Genomic DNA, 18187 nt, shown 5'->3' on the forward strand with positions numbered 1-18187 from the left:
TACTTATAGCATAAAAGATAATTGAAAGAAGGGAAAATGTTATGGGATTAGATCATTTCTTTGACAAAGACCTCGTGTTTTGCTTAGAAGCGGATAATCAAGAACAACTCTTTGATCAGGTAGCAACCCTGTTGGAAGAACGAGAAATTGTAACTCCAACTTATCGTGAAGCCTTGATCACGCGTGAAAAGTCATTTCCAACTGGTTTAGATATGGAATTTCTAGGTAAGGACTTGCCAAATGTAGCGATTCCTCATACAGATATTGTTCATAATCTAGCTGAGAAAGTGGTGGTTGTTCGATTAGAAAAACCAGTAACTTTTCACAATATGATAGCTCCTGATAAGGAAGTAGAAGTATCCCTACTCTTCTTTATCATTAACAACTCAAGTTCAAGTCAAACAAATATTCTGGCTCAGTTGATGGACTTTTTCACAGGAAATGGACATCTGGAAGATTTATCAAAAATTTCCGAACCAGAAAAACTTTATGCTTACATTGCTGAAGCAACCGCTTAATCTTGTCTATTAAAATATAAAATCGGAGGAAATCCAAATGATTAAAATTCTTGCTGCCTGCGGTGCAGGTGTTAACTCAAGTCACCAAATTAAAAGTGCTCTAGAAGAAGAACTTTCAAACCGTGGTTATGACGTTCACTGTGATGCCGTCATGGTGAAAGATGTAAACGAAGACCTTATCAAGGGCTATGATATCTTTACACCAATCGCTGCAACTGACCTTGGTTTTGAACCTGGTATTCCAGTAATTGAAGCTGGACCAATCTTGTTCCGTATTCCAGCAATGAGCGCTCCAGTATTTGACAATATTGAAGCAGCTATCAAAGAACACGGACTAAGCTAATTTATTCTTTATCTTGTTAACATTCATATAACTAAAAAAAAACGGGAGGAACTATTATGGATGTCATTATCGAACTAGCCAATAAGATTTTCAAGCCAGTCTTGGAAATGGGTGGTCCTATCATCATGCTGATCATCTTGACAGTATTGGCCTTACTATTTGGAGTGAAATTCTCCAAAGCGCTTGAAGGTGGTATTAAACTTGCCATCGCCCTTACTGGTATCGGTGCCATCATCGGTATGCTCAACGGAGCTTTCTCAGCATCACTTGCGAAATTCGTTGAAAACACAGGTATTCAGTTAAACATCACTGACGTTGGTTGGGCACCACTTGCTACGATTACTTGGGGATCTGCCTGGACACTTTACTTCTTGCTTGTGATGTTGATTGTCAACGTTGTGATGCTTGCAATGAAGAAAACGGACACACTTGACGTTGATATCTTTGATATCTGGCACTTGTCAATCACTGGTCTTTTGATCAAATGGTATGCAGACAACAATGGTGTTAGCCAAGGAGTTTCACTTTTCATCGCAACTGCAGCAGTTGTCCTTGTAGGTGTTTTGAAAATCATTAACTCTGACTTGATGAAACCAACATTCGACGACCTTCTTAATGCACCAAGTTCATCACCAATGACTTCAACTCACATGAACTACATGATGAACCCAGTTATCATGGTTTTGGATAAGATTTTTGAAAAATTCTTCCCAGGTCTTGATAAATATGACTTTGACGCTGCAAAATTGAACAAGAAAATCGGTTTCTGGGGATCTAAATTCTTCATCGGTTTCATTCTTGGTATCGTTATTGGTTTGATGGGGACTCCACACCCAGTTGCAGGTGTAGAAGGAGCTGATAAATGGGAACTTGTTATTAAAGGTTGGTTGAGCCTTGGTTTGACTGCCGGTGTAGCTTTGGAACTCTTCTCACTTATCGGATCTTGGTTCATCGCAGCCGTAGAACCACTTTCACAAGGTATTACAAACGTTGCTACTAAACGTCTTCAAGGACGTAAATTCAACATCGGTCTTGACTGGCCTTTCATCGCTGGTCGTGCTGAAATCTGGGCTTGTGCAAACGTACTTGCTCCAATCATGCTAGTAGAAGCTGTGCTTCTTTCTAATGTCGGTAATGGTATCTTGCCACTTGCAGGTATCATCGCTATGGGTGTAACTCCAGCTCTCTTGGTTGTTACACGTGGTAAATTGCTCCGTATGATTATCTTCGGAACACTCTTGTTGCCTCTCTTCCTTCTTTCTGGTACTCTTATCGCACCATTCGCAACAGAACTTGCTAAAGGTGTAGGTGCCTTCCCAGAAGGTGTGAACCAATCTCAATTGATTACTCACTCAACTCTTGAAGGACCAATTGAAAAACTATTTGGTTGGGCAATCGGTAATGCTACAACAGGTGATATCAAAGCAATCCTTGGTGCAGCAGTCTTCCTTGTATTCTATGTAGGTATCTTTGCTTGGTATAGAAAACAAATGATCAAACGTAACGAAGAATACGCAGCAAATGCTAAATAATTCGCTCCTATAAAATGTAAATTGTGAAAACTAGGTTGTTAATTTCCTACATTGGGAGTGGCAACCTAGTTTTTTATATAAAAATCTAAAAATAGTTGGAGAATACAATGGTAATTGAAGTAAAATCAGACCAGTTAACGGTCCAGTTTAAAACCTTAGGTGGCGCCTTGTCGTCGCTCAAGAATCGAGAAGGCATTGAGTATTTGTGGCAAGGAGATGCCACTTACTGGAGTGGACAAGCGCCAGTTCTTTTTCCAATCTGTGGCTCTTTAAGAGAAGATACAGCCTTCTACAATCACGAAGATGGAACGGAGACGAAAGGAAACATTCCTCGTCACGGTTTGGTCCGTAAAAAAGAATTTGACTTAGTTGATCAAACAGAAAACAGCGTAACCTTTGCTATCGAAGATGATGAGAATACTTATCAAAACTATCCTTATCACTTCCGCCTTGAAATCACTTATCTAGTGACCAGCAAGATTGTTCGTACTCAATACAAAATCTATAATAAAGAAACGAATAAAGTAATGCCATTCTTTATAGGAGGACATCCAGGATTTAATTGTCCTCTACTAGATGGCGAAACTTATGAAGATTACTATTTAGAGTTTGAGAAAGAAGAGACTTGCTCTGTTCCACGACCTTTCCCAGAAACAGGAATGTTAGACTTCCAAGATAGAAGTCCATGGTTGGATGGGCAAAAAGAATTAGACCTTAGCTATGATTTGTTTAGCACAGATGCAGTGACTTTGGATGAGTTACAATCCAGAACAATTGCCCTTCGTTCTCGTAAGCATGAGAAGGGATTAAAAGTGCACTTTGCAGAGTTTTCAAATCTCATCATTTGGTCAACTTTGAATAAGGGACCGTTCATTGCCTTTGAACCTTGGTCTGGATTATCAACATCTCTTGAAGAAGGAGATCATTTAGAAGATAAGAAAAACGTTCGTCTCTTAGAACCTGGTCAAGTAGATCAGATTGGCTTTGATATTGAAATATTTTAGATAAAAAACCACAAAAACAAACATTTACTGTTGACTTTTTCTATAAATAGGAGTATATTATGTTTGTAAGCAACAAATGATGTTTGTAACAAACAAATAATCACTTGTTATATTCTCTTTCGAGGAGAAAGTTTGTTTCTAGGAACTTGATTTCCTGGACTTGGATAAGGTGATATTCATCTCATTCAATCAAATTTGTCAATAAACTGCTAGAAAATCTTTTGTAGGTAAACTGCTAACTATAAAAGTCTTTACTAGCCTAGAAAAATAAAAAGGAGTATACAATATGTCTATTGTTATCGGTGCAGATGCTGCAGGTTTGAGATTGAAAGAAGTTGTGAAAGACTTCTTGGAAAAAGAAAACTTCCACGTTGTGGATGTTACAGCTGAAGGTCAAGATTTTGTTGATGTGACTCTTGCTGTTGCTGCAGAAGTAAACAAAGAAGAACAAAATCTTGGTATCGTGATTGATGCTTATGGAGCTGGTCCATTTATGGTTGCAACTAAAATCAAAGGAATGGTTGCTGCAGAAGTATCTGACGAACGTTCAGCTTATATGACTCGTGGACACAACAACTCACGTATGATCACTATGGGTGCACAACTTGTTGGTGATGAATTGGCTAAAAATATTGCTAAAGGATTTGTTAACGGTAAATACGACGGTGGCCGTCACCAAATTCGTGTTGATATGTTGAACAAAATGTGCTAATTAGATTACAGTAAGAAAGGTAAGTTAAAAATGAGAATTGCAATTGGATGTGACCACATCGTAACAGATGAAAAAATGGCGGTTTCAGAATTTTTGAAATCAAAAGGATATGAAGTCATCGACTTTGGTACCTATGACCACACACGTACTCACTACCCAATCTTTGGTAAAAAAGTTGGTGAAGCCGTTACAAGCGGTCAAGCTGATCTTGGAGTATGTATCTGTGGTACAGGTGTTGGTATCAACAACGCTGTCAATAAAGTTCCAGGAGTTCGTTCTGCCTTGGTTCGTGATATGACAACAGCTCTTTATGCAAAAGAACAATTGAACGCCAACGTTATTGGTTTTGGTGGTAAAATCACTGGTGAATTGCTCATGTGCGATATCATTGAAGCTTTCATCAATGCTGAATACAAACCATCAGAAGAAAATAAAAAATTGATTGCGAAAATTGAGCACGTTGAAACTCACAATGCTCATCAAGCAGATGCAAACTTCTTTACAGAATTCCTTGAAAAATGGGATCGCGGTGAATACCACGACTAAGAGGTGACGCATGATTTTAACAGTCACAATGAATCCATCCATTGATATTTCTTATCCTTTGGATGAATTGAAAATTGACACTGTCAACCGTGTGGTGGACGTGACCAAGACAGCTGGTGGTAAAGGTCTTAATGTTACACGAGTTCTTTCAGAATTTGGCGATTCTGTTGTTGCTACTGGTTTGGTCGGTGGGAAACTTGGTGAGTTTTTAGTAGAGCATATCGACGATAAAGTAACGAAACGTTTCTTCTCTATCCGAGGAGAGACTCGTAACTGTATCGCTATTCTCCACGGAGACAACCAAACAGAAATCCTTGAAAAAGGGCCTGAAGTTCTAGAACAAGAAGGGCAAGATTTCTTGGCTCATTTCGAGCATCTCCTTGACACTGTGGAAGTAGTAGCCATCTCTGGTAGTCTGCCAGCAGGTCTTCCAGTTGACTACTATGCAAGCTTAGTAGAACTTGCTAATCGCGCAGGAAAACCAGTTGTTCTGGATTGCTCAGGTGCTGCCCTTCAGGCGGTTCTTGAATCACCACATAAACCAACAGTAATCAAACCAAATAACGAAGAATTGTCTCAGCTTCTTGGGAAAGAAGTTTCTGAGGATTTGGATGAATTAAAAGAAGTTCTTCAAGAGCCTCTATTTGCAGGGATTGAGTGGATAATCGTTTCACTTGGAGCAAATGGTGCTTTTGCAAAACACGGTGATACTTTCTACAAGGTAGATATTCCAAGAATTCAGGTAGTCAATCCTGTCGGATCTGGAGATTCTACTGTTGCAGGTATTTCATCAGGTCTTCTTCATAAGGAAACTGATCAAGAACTCCTCATCAAGGCCAATGTCCTTGGTATGCTCAATGCTCAAGAAAAGATGACAGGTCATGTCAATATGGCCAACTATCAAGCTTTATATGATCAATTAATAGTAAAAGAGGTATAAAATGGTTTTAACAGAAAATAAACGTGTACGCTTGCAAAAACTCTCTGACGAGAACGGCATCATCTCAGCTCTTGCCTTTGACCAACGTGGTGCTTTGAAACGCCTTATGGCGCAATACCAAACAGAAGAGCCAACAGTGGCTCAAATGGAAGAACTCAAAGTCTTGGTTGCAGATGAATTGACTAAATACGCATCCTCTATGCTTCTTGACCCAGAGTATGGTCTTCCAGCTACAAAAGCGCTTGATGTCAACGCCGGCCTTCTCCTTGCTTATGAAAAAACTGGTTACGACACAACAAGCACCAAACGCTTGCCTGACTGCTTGGATGTTTGGTCTGCAAAACGCATCAAAGAACAAGGCGCTGATGCTGTCAAATTCTTGCTTTACTATGACGTAGATAGCTCTGACGAACTCAACCAACAAAAACAAGCTTACATCGAACGCATTGGATCTGAATGCGTGGCGGAAGACATTCCATTCTTCCTTGAAATCCTCGCTTACGATGAAAAAATCGCTGATGCAGGTTCTGCAGAATACGCAAAAGTGAAACCACACAAGGTTATCGGTGCCATGAAGGTCTTCTCAGACCCACGCTTTAACATTGATGTTTTGAAAGTGGAAGTTCCAGTCAATGTGAAATACGTTGAAGGATTTGGTGATGGTGAAATCGTTCATACTCGTGAAGAAGCAGCAGCCTTCTTCAAAGCACAAGATGAAGCGACTAACTTGCCATATATCTACTTGAGTGCGGGTGTATCAGCCAAACTCTTCCAAGAAACACTTGTCTTTGCCCACAAATCAGGCGCAAACTTCAACGGTGTTCTTTGCGGCCGTGCAACTTGGGCTGGATCAGTTGAAGCCTACATCAAAGACGGTGAAGCAGCAGCTCGTGAATGGCTTCGCACAACTGGATTTGAGAACATTGATGAACTCAACAAAGTTCTCCAAACCACAGCGACTTCATGGACTGAACGTGTATAAGTTTTCCCCCCTAATCTTAGGAACATTGATCTAAATAAAAAATTTAAAAAAAGTTGAATGTAAAGGTTTACAAAAAAACTGACTTGTGCTATACTTAAATCACAAGTTAATACAAGGTGAGTGTTACTAAGTAATATTAGGCATGATCACAGGTGGATTAGAAATCAATAGATTTTCTAGTTCATTTGTGGTCATTTTTTATACTCATATACCTTTAAGAGATAAAAGGAGGTTGCCATGTATCGAATTCTAAACCCAATGAATCACAACGTCTCTCTTGTCAGAAATGACAAGGGAGAAGAAGTGATTGTGATTGGTAAGGGGATTGCATTTGGAAAGAAGAAGGGGGATTTGATTGCTGAAGAACAAGTTGAGAAAATCTTTCGGATGAAGACAGAAGAGTCCAGAGAAAACTTTATGGCTCTGCTCAAAGATGTTCCGCTTGATTTTATCACAGTGACTTATGAAATCATTGATAAGCTATCAAAGAAATATCATTATCCGATTCAAGAGTATCTCTACGTAACCTTGACAGATCATATTTACTGTTCTTACCAAGCTCTAGCACAAGGAAGGTACAAGGATAGTAATCTGCCAGATATTTCCACTAAGTATCCTGTCGCTTTTCAAATCGCAAAGGAAGCCTTTGACATCTATCGTCAGAAGTTGACAGATCATTTCCCTGAGGATGAAATTATTCGGATCGCTTATCATTTCATCAATGCCGAAGGGGAGAATGAAGTTCAAGTGGTTGAGTCGATTGATAAGAGGAAAGAAATTCTCAGGAATGTTGAAGAAGTGCTAAAGGGTTATGCAATTCAACGAACCAAAGAGAATAATCATTTCTATGATCGTTTTATGATTCATTTGAATTATTTCTTGGATTATTTAGACAGATCTAGAGATGATAACCAATCACTTCTGGATATGGAAGATCACATTAAACAATCCTATCCAAAAGCGTTCGAGATTGGTTCCAAGATTTATGATGTGATTACGCAACATACGGGTCTTGATTTGTATAAAAGTGAACGAGTTTATCTAGTTCTACATATCCAACGTTTATTGTCATAAAAATTTAATTAAAAATACATAAGGAGAATTCTATCATGAATAGAGAAGAAGTAACATTGTTAGGTTTTGAAATCGTAGCCTATGCTGGCGATGCTCGTTCAAAACTATTGGAAGCCTTGAAGGCTGCTGAAGCTGGTGATTTCGCGAAAGCGGATAGCTTAGTTGAAGAAGCTGGTTCTTGCATTGCTGAAGCACATCACGCGCAAACAAGTCTATTGACCAAGGAAGCAGCTGGTGAGGATTTGGCTTATAGTGTGACCATGATGCATGGCCAAGACCACTTGATGACAACTATCTTGTTAAAAGACTTGATGTACCATTTAATCGAACTCTACAAGAGAGGAGTTAAGTAATGAACAAACTAATTTCATTTATCGAGAAAGGAAAACCTTTCTTTGAAAAACTGTCTCGTAATATCTATCTTCGTGCTATTCGTGATGGTTTCATTGCAGGGATGCCTGTTATTCTCTTCTCAAGTATCTTTATCTTGATTGCTTTTGTACCAAACTCATGGGGCTTTAAATGGTCTGATGATGTTGTTAATCTCCTCATGAAACCTTATAGCTATTCAATGGGGATTCTAGCTCTCTTGGTAGCTGGCACAACAGCTAAGTCATTGACCGACTCAGTAAACCGTAGCATGGAGAAAACCAACCAAATCAACTATATGTCAACACTGTTGGCAGCGATTGTTGGTTTGTTGATGTTGGCAGCTGATCCGATTGAAGGTGGCTTTGCGACAGGTTTCCTTGGGACAAAAGGTTTGCTTTCAGCCTTCCTTGCTGCCTTTGTTACTGTAGCAATCTATAAGGTTTGTGTTAAGAACAACGTCACTATTCGTATGCCTGACGAAGTTCCACCAAATATCTCACAAGTCTTTAAAGATGTGATTCCATTCACTCTATCAGTGGTTTCTCTTTATGCTCTTGATTTACTAGCTCGTCATTTTGTTGGTGCAAGCGTAGCTGAATCAATCGGTAAATTCTTTGCACCATTATTCTCTGCTGCTGATGGCTATCTAGGCATTACCATTATCTTTGGTGCCTTTGCCTTCTTCTGGTTTGTTGGTATTCATGGTCCATCTATCGTTGAACCAGCAATCGCAGCTATTACCTATGCAAATGCCGAAGTCAACTTGAACCTTCTCCAACAAGGGATGCATGCAGACAAGATCCTTACTTCTGGTACACAAATGTTTATCGTTACCATGGGTGGTACTGGTGCGACACTAGTTGTTCCATTCATGTTCATGTGGTTGACCAAATCAAAACGAAACCGTGCAATCGGACGTGCTTCAGTAGTTCCAACTTTCTTTGGTGTAAATGAACCAATCTTGTTTGGTGCACCGCTTGTCTTGAATCCAATCTTCTTTATTCCATTTATCTTTGCGCCAATTGCTAACGTATGGATCTTTAAATTCTTTATTGAAACGCTTGGCATGAACTCATTTACTGCCAACCTTCCTTGGACAACACCAGGTCCGCTCGGTATTGTTCTCGGTACAAACTTCCAATTCTTGTCATTTGTACTTGCTGCTTTGTTAATCCTTGTTGACGTAGCCGTTTACTATCCATTCCTCAAGGTTTATGATGAACAAATCCTTGAAGAAGAGCGTTCTGGTAAAGCCAATGATGAATTGAAAGAAAAAGTAGCAGCAAACTTCAATACTGCCAAAGCAGATGCGATTCTTGAAAAAGCAGGTGTAGAAACAGCGCAAAACACAATCACAGAAGAAACAAATGTTCTCGTTCTCTGTGCAGGAGGAGGTACAAGTGGTCTCCTGGCAAATGCTCTAAACAAGGCAGCTGCGGAGTACAAGGTTCCTGTTAAAGCAGCAGCTGGTGGCTATGGTGCTCACCGTGAAATGTTGCCTGAGTTTGATCTGGTTATCCTTGCTCCTCAAGTTGCTTCAAACTTTGAAGACATGAAGGCCGAAACCGACAAACTTGGTATCAAACTTGCCAAGACAGAAGGTGGGCAATACATTAAACTGACTCGCGATGGAAAAGGCGCTCTTGCCTTTGTTCAAGCGCAGTTCGAAGAATAAAAGGTAAATAGCGAAGAAGTGAGATGGAGGAATTCCTCCCAACTCTATCTCCATCTCATTTCTATTTCTTGAAAGGTGAATCAAATGACAAAAACACTTCCAAAAGACTTTATTTTTGGCGGAGCAACAGCTGCCTATCAAGCAGAAGGTGCGACAAATACTGATGGTAAAGGACCAGTTGCCTGGGATAAATACCTCAAAGATAACTACTGGTACACTGCTGAACCAGCCAGTGATTTCTATCACAAATACCCAGTTGACCTCAAACTAGCAGAAGAGTATGGTGTCAATGGTATCCGTATTTCAATCGCTTGGTCACGTATCTTTCCAACTGGTTACGGAAAAGTCAATGACAAGGGAGTTGAATTCTACCACAAGTTGTTTGCAGAGTGTCACAAGCGACATGTTGAGCCCTTTGTAACTCTTCATCACTTTGACACGCCAGAAGCTCTACATTCAAATGGAGACTTCTTAAACCGTGAAAACATTGAACACTTTGTAGACTACGCTGCTTTCTGTTTTGAAGAATTCCCAGAAATAAACTATTGGACAACCTTTAATGAAATTGGGCCAATTGGTGATGGTCAATACTTGGTTGGGAAATTCCCTCCAGGTATTCAGTACGACCTTGCCAAAGTCTTCCAATCTCATCACAATATGATGGTGTCGCATGCGCGTGCAGTCAAACTATATAAAGATAAAGGCTATAAAGGGGAAATTGGTGTGGTTCACGCCCTGCCTACTAAATATCCTCTAGATCCTGAAAATCAAGCAGATGTTCGCGCTGCTGAGTTGGAAGATATCATCCATAATAAATTTATTTTGGATGCGACTTATCTAGGACGATATTCCGAAGAAACCATGGAAGGTGTCAACCATATCTTAGCAGTCAACGGTGGAAGCTTAGATCTGCGTGAAGAAGACTTCGCTGTGCTAGAAGCTGCAAAAGACTTGAACGACTTTCTTGGAATTAATTACTATATGAGTGATTGGATGCAAGCCTTTGATGGCGAAACAGAAATCATTCATAACGGTAAGGGTGAAAAAGGAAGCTCTAAGTATCAGATTAAGGGAGTTGGACGTCGAGTGGCGCCTGACTATGTCCCACGTACGGATTGGGATTGGATTATCTACCCTCAAGGTTTGTATGATCAAATCATGCGCGTGAAGAAAGATTATCCAAATTACAAAAAAATCTACATCACAGAGAATGGTCTCGGATACAAAGACGAGTTTGTGGATGGAACAGTCTACGATGATGGACGGATTGATTATGTTAAGAAACATATGGAAGTGATTGCAGATGCAATCTCTGATGGAGCTAATGTAAAAGGTTACTTCATTTGGTCGTTGATGGATGTCTTTTCTTGGTCAAATGGTTACGAAAAGCGTTACGGCCTCTTCTATGTTGATTTTGAAACCCAGGAGCGTTATCCAAAGCAATCAGCTCACTGGTACAAGAAACTAGCTGAGACCCAACTTATTGATTAAAATTCAACAAAAATTCCCCGCCACAAAGGCAGGGGAATTTTTATGGTTTTGATAAAAGAATGGTTGTTTGTTTTGACAGGTCTTCAAATGTCTCCTGACTCAGTTTGGAATCTGAAACGATGGTATCAATTTCTGAGATATTATAGAAATTGTAAAAATCAAACTTATTAAACTTACTGTGGTCTGCCAGTAAGTATTTTTTATTAGCATTATTCAAGGCGATTCGTTGCGCTTCGCCCTCTTCTTCACTGAAAGTAGCAATTGCCTTATCCTTAATACCATTACAGCTAACAAATGCCTTAGAAAACTGAAGGTTTGTCAAATCCTGCAAGGTGAGTGTCCCTACAAAAGCACCAGTGATAGAGCGATAATTTCCACCAATCAAGATTAAATCTGTTAGTTTTCGTTCGTTTAGGATGAGAAAAACAGGAAGACTGTTTGTTACAACACGAATATTATCAATTGGGAGCTCACGAGCAAAACATTCTAAGGTTGTTCCTGGCCCGATGAAAATAGTTTCACCTTCGTCAATCAAATGGCCGGCAAAACGGCTAATTTCTTGTTTTTCAGCAATCTGCAAGCCTTGTTTTTCAACATTTGAGCGTTCGTTGTTTAAGAGAGAACCTGTACGAAGTTTTTCAGCGCCACCATGCACACGGACCAGCAAATCCTTGTCTGCTAGTTCTTGTAAATAGCGGCGAGCTGTCATATCTGACACATCAAGACTCTCCATAATCTCTTTTACAGTAATAGTGCCTTTTGTGTTTACTGCTTCTAGAATACTATCTAGTTTTTCTTGCTTTAGCATCCTTATCACCTCGATTTCTACTATTATTATCTTACCATAAAACGCTCAATCAATCAAATAGAAAAAAACAAAATAAAACAAAAACAAAAATATCATGGTTGTTTTAAACAAACCATGATATTTTGAATGTTTGGTCAAATTAGTCTAAACCGTAGTTGTAATCCTCGTCTTGCATGGCTTCAACTTCACCAAGGAGGTAACCATTTCCGACTTGAGAGAAGAAGTCGTGGTTAGAAGTTCCTGTTGAGATTCCGTTCATAACGATTGGATTGACATCATCTGCTGAATCTGGGAAGAGTGGATCTTGTCCTAGGTTCATAAGAGCTTTATTGGCATTGTAACGAAGGAAGGTTTTAACTTCCTCAGTCCAGCCAACACCGTCATAGAGGCTTTCTGTATAGCCCTCTTCGTTCTCGTAGAGGGTGTAGAGCAGGTCGTACATCCATTCTTTGAGGTTTTCTTGCTCTTCTTCAGGCAATTCGTTAAAACCAAGTTGGAATTTGTAACCAATGTAGGTTCCGTGAACAGACTCATCACGGATGATTAGTTTAATGATTTCCGCAACGTTGGCCAGTTTGTTGTTACCAAGATAGTAGAGTGGTGTAAAGAAACCAGAGTAGAAAAGGAAGGTTTCAAGGAAAACGCTGGCAACCTTCTTTTCAAGGGGGCTACCATTGAGGTAGATTTCATTGATAATTTCTGCTTTTCTTTGTAGGTAGGGATTAGTGTTGGTCCATTCAAAGATTTCTTCGATTTCAGCCTTGGTGTTTAAGGTAGAGAAGATAGAAGAATAGGATTTTGCGTGGACAGATTCCATAAACTGGATGTTGTTGAAAACAGCTTCCTCATGCGGTGTACGGATGTCTGCGCGAAGCGCTTGAACTCCTGTTTCAGATTGCATGGTATCCAAAAGGGTCAAACCACCAAAGACTTTTCCTACCAAGTCTTTTTCTTTGTTTGATAGTTTTCTCCAGTCGTCTAGGTCATTTGACAAGGGGATACGCGTATCGAGCCAGAATTGCTCTGTCAGCTTTTCCCAAGTTGATTTGTCGATGACATCTTCGATGGCATTCCAGTTAATGGCTTTGTAGTAAGTTTCCATTTGAAATCTCTTTCTGTATGTAATAATGCGATTGCCGAATCATCTCTATTTTATCATAGTCTGAGAAGAGTATCGCACAAAAAGTCGGAAGCCCGACTTTTTAGTTTTTCATAGTATAGATGCTTATTCCAGTCTAATACGGTGATTGAATTACTAATCTGAGAAAATGTGGTTGCTTCAGATAAAAATTAAATCACACAACTTTCACATTGATTTGCGCCGACTTCTCCACCGTCGTCGGTAAAGGTACGGACGTAGTAGATAGACTTGATACCCTTGTTAAAGGCATAGTTACGAAGGATAGATAGGTCACGTGTCGTTTGTTTGTTTTCTTTCTTCCATTCGTAAAGACCTTTTGGAATGTCGCTACGCATGAAGAGAGTGAGTGAAAGCCCTTGGTCCACGTGCTCTGTTGCAGCAGCGTAAACATCAATCACCTTGCGCATATCCATGTCGTAAGCAGAAGTGTAGTAAGGGATAGTATCTGTTGACAAACCTGCAGCTGGATAGTAGATTTTACCAATTTTCTTTTCTTGACGTTCTTCGATACGTTGTGTAATCGGGTGGATAGAAGCAGAAACGTCGTTGATGTAGCTGATAGAACCATTTGGCGCTACAGCAAGGCGGTTTTGGTGATAAAGTCCATCTGCTTGAACCTTTTCGCGAAGTTCAGCCCAATCAGCAGCACTTGGAATAAAGACATCTTTGAAGAGTTCTTTAACACGGTCTGATTTTGGAACAAATTCACCAGTTACATACTTGTTGAAGTAGCTTCCGTTAGCATAATCTGATTTTTCAAAGTTGTGGAAGGTGATACCACGTTCGCGGGCGATATTGTTTGATTCTACCAAGGTCCAGTAGTTCATAAGCATAAAGTAGATGCTAGTGAATTCAACAGACTCAGCTGATCCATATTCGATGAGTTGTTGGGCAAGGTAACTATGAAGCCCCATGGCACCAAGACCAAAGGTGTGAGCCAAACTGTTTCCGTGGTCGATAGTAGGAACAGCTACGATGTGTGAACTATCTGTAACGAAAGTTAAAGCACGAACCATCGCACGGATAGAACGACCAAAGTCAGGTGAAGTCATCATGTTGACCACGTTGGTTGATCCAAGGTTACATGAAACGTCCGTTCCCATTTGAAGGAATTCTTGAGCATCGTTGATTAAGCTTGGTTCTTGAACTTGAAGAATCTCAGAACACAAGTTACTCATGATAATCTTTCCATCAACAGGATTTGCACGGTTAGCCGTATCAATGTTGACGACATAAGGGTAACCAGATTCTTGTTGCAATTTAGAGATTTCAGTTTCCAAATCACGCGCCTTGATTTTTGTCTTGCGGATATTTGGATTTGCGACCAATTCATCGTATTTTTCAGTGATGTCAATGTAGTTGAACGGTACACCATACTCAAGCTCTACAGAGTATGGGCTAAAGAGATACATTTCTTCATTTTTACGAGCTAATTCGTAGAATTTATCGGGCACCACAACTCCAAGTGAGAGGGTCTTAACACGAACCTTTTCATCGGCATTTTCTTTCTTAGTTGAAAGGAAAGAGATGATATCTGGGTGAAAGACATTGAGGTAGACAACCCCAGCACCTTGACGCTGACCCAATTGGTTAGAGTAAGAGAAGCTGTCTTCGAAAAGTTTCATAACTGGTACGACACCAGAAGCAGCACCTTCATAACCTTTGATAGGAGCTCCAGCTTCACGAAGGTTGCTGAGGGAAATTCCCACACCACCACCGATACGTGAAAGTTGAAGGGCTGAGTTGATAGAACGTCCGATAGAGTTCATATCATCGGTTACTTGAATCAAGAAACAAGATACCAACTCCCCACGACGAGCACGGCCAGCATTCAAGAAGGAAGGAGTAGCAGGTTGGTAGCGTTGGTGGATGATTTCATTGGCAATATCAGTCGCAATGGCTTTATCCCCGTCTGCAAAGTAAAGTGCATTAAAGAAGACACGGTCTTCCATACTTTCAAGGTAATATTCACCGTCATTAGTCTTCAAGGCATACTGGTTGTAAAACTTATAGGCAGCCATGAATGATTTGAATTGGAAGTTTTGATCCTTGATAAATTGATGCAATTCTTCCAAAAACTCTGGACGGTATTTCTTAAGAAATGCAGTTTCAATGTAGTTGTGTTCAATGAGGTAGTTGATTTTATCAGTGATTGAATCAAAAACCATGGTATTTGGAACTACATTTTCTTTAAAGAAGGCATCCAAGGCTTCCTTATCTTTATGAAGCATGATTTGTCCATTGACAGGACGGTTGATTTCGTTATTGAGACGGAAGTAAGTTACGTCCTCAAGATGTTTTAATCCCATAAAATTTCCCTTATCTAATTACAAAAGAAAGGCCTCTAAGTTAGCCCTAGAAGCAATCTCTTCTGGATGATGTACTAAGATTATGCTAATTGTTTCAGTTTTCCTGGTTGGAAGCCTGAAAAGATTTCAGTTGGTGTTTGGATAACAGGAGCAGCGCTGAAACCGAGCTCTTTAACTTGATCGATGTACTCTGGTTGCTCATCGAGATTGATCTCACGATAAGCGACATTGTTGCTGTCCAAGAAACGCTTGGTCATCTTACATTGGACACAGTTGTTTTTAGAATAAACGGTTACCATTTTCGTAACTCCTCTTTCAAATATAGATTACTTTCTTAGTATATCAGAAAAAAAAACTTTGTCAAACTTTTTAAACTAAATCTTGTGCTAAAAAGTTACAGTTTCAAAAACAAAGCACAATATATAGTGTTTTGTCGGAGTGTAAAATTGGGTTTTCATTGAACTATCAAAGTTTATCAAAACAAAAAAACTATATACTGTATATTGGTAAGATAAATAGAAGATTTTCAGCAAGTTATCTGAAAGGAAATAGAAGAAAGTCCATAAAACACTTGAAAAATAATCTAGAAGGTGATATAATACAGTCTTGTAAGGGTTATCACATATAATCCAAAAAAGAAATAACTAAAGGAGAGTCAAACTATGGCTTCTAAAGATTTCCACGTAGTGGCAGAAACAGGTATTCACGCACGTCCAGCAACATTGTTGGTTCAAACAGCTAGCAAATTTGCTTCAGATATCACTCTTGAATACAAAGGTAAATCAGTAAACCTTAAATCTATCATGGGTGTTATGAGTCTTGGTGTTGGCCAAGGTGCTGACGTTACAATTTCAGCTGAAGGTGCAGATGCTGACGACGCAATCGCTGCTATCACTGAAACTATGGAAAAAGAAGGATTGGCATAAGGAAAATGACAGAAATGCTTAAAGGAATCGCAGCATCTGACGGTGTTGCAGTTGCAAAAGCATATCTACTCGTTCAACCGGATTTGTCATTTGAGACTATTACAGTCGAAGATACAAACGCAGAAGAAGCTCGCCTTGATGCCGCTCTACAAGCATCACAAGACGAGCTTTCTGTTATTCGTGAGAAAGCAGTAGGTACGCTTGGTGAAGAAGCTGCTCAAGTATTTGACGCTCACTTAATGGTTCTTGCTGACCCAGAAATGATCAGCCAAATCAAGGAAACAATCCGTGCGAAGAAAGTGAATGCAGAAGCAGGTCTGAAAGAAGTTACAGATATGTTTATCACTATCTTTGAAGGCATGGAAGACAACCCATACATGCAAGAACGCGCAGCGGATATCCGCGACGTGACAAAACGTGTATTGGCAAACCTCCTTGGTAAAAAATTGCCAAACCCAGCTTCTATCAATGAAGAAGTGATCGTGATTGCGCATGACTTGACTCCTTCAGATACAGCTCAATTGGACAAAAACTTTGTAAAAGCTTTTGTAACAAACATTGGTGGACGTACAAGTCACTCAGCTATCATGGCACGTACACTTGAAATTGCAGCAGTATTGGGTACAAACAACATCACTGAAATCGTTAAAGACGGTGACCTTCTTGCCGTTAACGGTATCACAGGTGAGGTTATTATCAATCCAACAGATGAGCAAGCGGCTGAATTCAAGGCTGCTGGTGAAGCTTATGCGAAACAAAAAGCTGAATGGGCTCTCTTGAAAGATGCTAAAACAGTAACTGCTGATGGCAAACACTTTGAATTGGCTGCCAACATCGGTACTCCAAAAGACGTTGAAGGTGTCAATGACAACGGTGCTGAAGCTGTTGGTCTTTATCGTACAGAGTTCTTGTACATGGATTCTCAAGACTTCCCAACAGAAGACGAGCAGTACGAAGCTTACAAGGCTGTACTTGAAGGAATGAACGGTAAACCTGTTGTCGTTCGTACAATGGATATCGGTGGAGATAAGGAACTTCCTTACTTCGATATGCCTCACGAAATGAACCCATTCCTTGGATTCCGTGCCCTTCGTATCTCTATCTCTGAGACTGGAGATGCTATGTTCCGCACACAAATCCGTGCCCTTCTTCGTGCGTCTGTTCACGGTCAATTGCGTATCATGTTCCCAATGGTTGCGCTCTTGAAAGAATTCCGTGCAGCGAAAGCAGTCTTTGACGAAGAAAAAGCAAACCTTCTTGCTGAAGGTGTTGCAGTTGCGGATAATATCCAAGTTGGTATCATGATCGAAATCCCAGCAGCAGCAATGCTTGCAGACCAATTTGCTAAAGAAGTTGACTTCTTCTCAATTGGTACAAACGACTTGATCCAATACACAATGGCAGCAGACCGTATGAACGAGCAAGTTTCATACCTTTACCAACCATACAACCCATCAATCCTTCGTTTGATTAACAACGTTATCAAAGCAGCTCACGCTGAAGGTAAATGGGCTGGTATGTGTGGTGAGATGGCTGGTGACCAACAGGCTGTTCCACTTCTTGTCGGAATGGGCTTGGATGAGTTCTCTATGTCAGCAACATCAGTACTTCGTACACGTAGCTTGATGAAGAAACTCGATACAGCTAAGATGGAAGAGTACGCAAACCGTGCCCTTACAGAATGCTCAACAATGGAAGAAGTTCTTGAACTTCAAAAAGAATACGTTAATTTTGATTAATCGAAAAGTCCTTGCAACCCAGTTGCAGGGATTTTTTTAAGAACTTTCAAGAAAATCTTTCTTATATAAACTCCA

18 protein-coding genes are annotated in these 18187 nt (G+C 40.0%); 14 read left to right on the forward strand and 4 right to left on the reverse strand.

Annotated features, from left to right (window positions below; translation table 11 throughout):
• The first annotated feature begins 41 nt into the window (after window positions 1-41).
• The 12 genes from FD735_RS04505 to lacG all read left to right on the forward strand — a co-directional run bounded on the left by FD735_RS04505 (window position 42) and on the right by lacG (window position 11189).
• Entirely contained in the window at window positions 42-518 is a 477-nt protein-coding gene (locus FD735_RS04505; RefSeq protein WP_061416918.1) for a PTS sugar transporter subunit IIA, read from the forward strand.
• Window positions 519-555: 37 nt separating this feature from the next.
• Entirely contained in the window at window positions 556-861 is a 306-nt protein-coding gene (locus tag FD735_RS04510; RefSeq protein WP_000590551.1) for a PTS sugar transporter subunit IIB, read from the forward strand.
• A gap of 56 nt (window positions 862-917) precedes the next feature.
• Window positions 918-2393, forward strand: a complete 1476-nt coding sequence (locus tag FD735_RS04515; RefSeq protein ID WP_049520803.1) for a PTS galactitol transporter subunit IIC — start codon at window positions 918-920, stop codon at window positions 2391-2393.
• Between the two features lie 107 nt (window positions 2394-2500).
• On the forward strand, window positions 2501-3397 hold the full coding sequence (locus FD735_RS04520) for an aldose 1-epimerase family protein (RefSeq protein ID WP_139658592.1): 897 nt from the start codon (window positions 2501-2503) through the stop codon (window positions 3395-3397).
• A gap of 286 nt (window positions 3398-3683) precedes the next feature.
• The gene (gene lacA, locus FD735_RS04525; protein ID WP_000029277.1) at window positions 3684-4109 is read left to right on the forward strand and encodes a galactose-6-phosphate isomerase subunit LacA; all 426 of its coding nucleotides are present in this window, start codon (window positions 3684-3686) and stop codon (window positions 4107-4109) included.
• Between the two features lie 30 nt (window positions 4110-4139).
• Window positions 4140-4655 carry a galactose-6-phosphate isomerase subunit LacB gene (gene lacB / locus FD735_RS04530; RefSeq protein WP_001216921.1) on the forward strand — a complete coding sequence of 172 codons (516 nt, stop codon included), beginning with the start codon at window positions 4140-4142 and terminating at the stop codon, window positions 4653-4655.
• A gap of 10 nt (window positions 4656-4665) precedes the next feature.
• Window positions 4666-5595, forward strand: a complete 930-nt coding sequence (locus FD735_RS04535) for a tagatose-6-phosphate kinase (RefSeq protein WP_139658593.1) — start codon at window positions 4666-4668, stop codon at window positions 5593-5595.
• Between the two features lies 1 nt (window position 5596).
• Complete coding sequence (gene lacD / locus FD735_RS04540) at window positions 5597-6577, forward strand: tagatose-bisphosphate aldolase (RefSeq protein ID WP_139658594.1); 981 nt, start codon at window positions 5597-5599, stop codon at window positions 6575-6577.
• Between the two features lie 237 nt (window positions 6578-6814).
• On the forward strand, window positions 6815-7651 hold the full coding sequence (locus FD735_RS04545; RefSeq protein ID WP_139658595.1) for a PRD domain-containing protein: 837 nt from the start codon (window positions 6815-6817) through the stop codon (window positions 7649-7651).
• Between the two features lie 35 nt (window positions 7652-7686).
• Complete coding sequence (locus FD735_RS04550; protein WP_139658596.1) at window positions 7687-8004, forward strand: PTS lactose/cellobiose transporter subunit IIA; 318 nt, start codon at window positions 7687-7689, stop codon at window positions 8002-8004.
• Window positions 8004-9698: a lactose-specific PTS transporter subunit EIIC gene (locus tag FD735_RS04555; RefSeq protein ID WP_139658597.1), complete on the forward strand. Its 1695-nt coding sequence runs from the start codon at window positions 8004-8006 to the stop codon at window positions 9696-9698. Before FD735_RS04550 ends, FD735_RS04555 begins: the two co-directional genes overlap by 1 nt.
• A gap of 84 nt (window positions 9699-9782) precedes the next feature.
• Window positions 9783-11189 carry a 6-phospho-beta-galactosidase gene (lacG, locus tag FD735_RS04560; protein WP_139658598.1) on the forward strand — a complete coding sequence of 469 codons (1407 nt, stop codon included), beginning with the start codon at window positions 9783-9785 and terminating at the stop codon, window positions 11187-11189.
• 40 nt (window positions 11190-11229) lie between these two features.
• On the opposite strand, the gene FD735_RS04565 is transcribed toward lacG, so the two are convergent.
• From FD735_RS04565 to nrdH, 4 genes are all read right to left on the reverse strand, one after another.
• On the reverse strand, window positions 11230-11997 hold the full coding sequence (locus FD735_RS04565; RefSeq protein ID WP_139658599.1) for a DeoR/GlpR family DNA-binding transcription regulator: 768 nt from the start codon (window positions 11995-11997) through the stop codon (window positions 11230-11232).
• 139 nt (window positions 11998-12136) lie between these two features.
• The gene (nrdF, locus tag FD735_RS04570) at window positions 12137-13099 is read right to left on the reverse strand and encodes a class 1b ribonucleoside-diphosphate reductase subunit beta (RefSeq protein ID WP_139658600.1); all 963 of its coding nucleotides are present in this window, start codon (window positions 13097-13099) and stop codon (window positions 12137-12139) included.
• A gap of 188 nt (window positions 13100-13287) precedes the next feature.
• Window positions 13288-15447, reverse strand: coding sequence for a class 1b ribonucleoside-diphosphate reductase subunit alpha (gene nrdE / locus FD735_RS04575; RefSeq protein WP_139658601.1), 2160 nt, complete (start codon window positions 15445-15447; stop codon window positions 13288-13290).
• A gap of 80 nt (window positions 15448-15527) precedes the next feature.
• Window positions 15528-15746, reverse strand: a complete 219-nt coding sequence (gene nrdH, locus FD735_RS04580) for a glutaredoxin-like protein NrdH (RefSeq protein ID WP_057528781.1) — start codon at window positions 15744-15746, stop codon at window positions 15528-15530.
• A 363-nt stretch (window positions 15747-16109) separates the two neighbouring features.
• On the opposite strand from nrdH, the gene FD735_RS04585 reads away from it, so the two are divergent.
• The gene (locus FD735_RS04585) at window positions 16110-16373 is read left to right on the forward strand and encodes a phosphocarrier protein HPr (protein WP_000146948.1); all 264 of its coding nucleotides are present in this window, start codon (window positions 16110-16112) and stop codon (window positions 16371-16373) included.
• A gap of 5 nt (window positions 16374-16378) precedes the next feature.
• Window positions 16379-18112: a phosphoenolpyruvate--protein phosphotransferase gene (gene ptsP / locus FD735_RS04590; RefSeq protein WP_125413184.1), complete on the forward strand. Its 1734-nt coding sequence runs from the start codon at window positions 16379-16381 to the stop codon at window positions 18110-18112.
• The last annotated feature ends 75 nt before the right edge of the window (window positions 18113-18187 follow it).

The sequence above is a fragment of the Streptococcus sp. 1643 genome, from assembly GCF_006228325.1.
Classification (GTDB): Bacteria; Bacillota; Bacilli; order Lactobacillales; family Streptococcaceae; genus Streptococcus.

Bases quoted from the DNA above. Each gene is read 5' to 3' on its own strand.
- FD735_RS04565 (WP_139658599.1), bottom strand. From the start codon at position 11,997: ATGCTAAAGCAAGAAAAACTAGATAGTATTCTAGAAGCAGTAAACACA.
- lacA (WP_000029277.1), top strand. From the start codon at position 3,684: ATGTCTATTGTTATCGGTGCAGATGCTGCAGGTTTGAGATTGAAAGAA.
- ptsP (WP_125413184.1), top strand. From the start codon at position 16,379: ATGACAGAAATGCTTAAAGGAATCGCAGCATCTGACGGTGTTGCAGTT.
- nrdH (WP_057528781.1), bottom strand. From the start codon at position 15,746: ATGGTAACCGTTTATTCTAAAAACAACTGTGTCCAATGTAAGATGACC.
- FD735_RS04520 (WP_139658592.1), top strand. From the start codon at position 2,501: ATGGTAATTGAAGTAAAATCAGACCAGTTAACGGTCCAGTTTAAAACC.
- FD735_RS04505 (WP_061416918.1), top strand. From the start codon at position 42: ATGGGATTAGATCATTTCTTTGACAAAGACCTCGTGTTTTGCTTAGAA.
- nrdF (WP_139658600.1), bottom strand. From the start codon at position 13,099: ATGGAAACTTACTACAAAGCCATTAACTGGAATGCCATCGAAGATGTC.
- FD735_RS04515 (WP_049520803.1), top strand. From the start codon at position 918: ATGGATGTCATTATCGAACTAGCCAATAAGATTTTCAAGCCAGTCTTG.
- nrdE (WP_139658601.1), bottom strand. From the start codon at position 15,447: ATGGGATTAAAACATCTTGAGGACGTAACTTACTTCCGTCTCAATAAC.
- lacG (WP_139658598.1), top strand. From the start codon at position 9,783: ATGACAAAAACACTTCCAAAAGACTTTATTTTTGGCGGAGCAACAGCT.
- FD735_RS04555 (WP_139658597.1), top strand. From the start codon at position 8,004: ATGAACAAACTAATTTCATTTATCGAGAAAGGAAAACCTTTCTTTGAA.
- FD735_RS04535 (WP_139658593.1), top strand. From the start codon at position 4,666: ATGATTTTAACAGTCACAATGAATCCATCCATTGATATTTCTTATCCT.
- lacB (WP_001216921.1), top strand. From the start codon at position 4,140: ATGAGAATTGCAATTGGATGTGACCACATCGTAACAGATGAAAAAATG.
- FD735_RS04585 (WP_000146948.1), top strand. From the start codon at position 16,110: ATGGCTTCTAAAGATTTCCACGTAGTGGCAGAAACAGGTATTCACGCA.
- FD735_RS04545 (WP_139658595.1), top strand. From the start codon at position 6,815: ATGTATCGAATTCTAAACCCAATGAATCACAACGTCTCTCTTGTCAGA.
- FD735_RS04550 (WP_139658596.1), top strand. From the start codon at position 7,687: ATGAATAGAGAAGAAGTAACATTGTTAGGTTTTGAAATCGTAGCCTAT.
- FD735_RS04510 (WP_000590551.1), top strand. From the start codon at position 556: ATGATTAAAATTCTTGCTGCCTGCGGTGCAGGTGTTAACTCAAGTCAC.
- lacD (WP_139658594.1), top strand. From the start codon at position 5,597: ATGGTTTTAACAGAAAATAAACGTGTACGCTTGCAAAAACTCTCTGAC.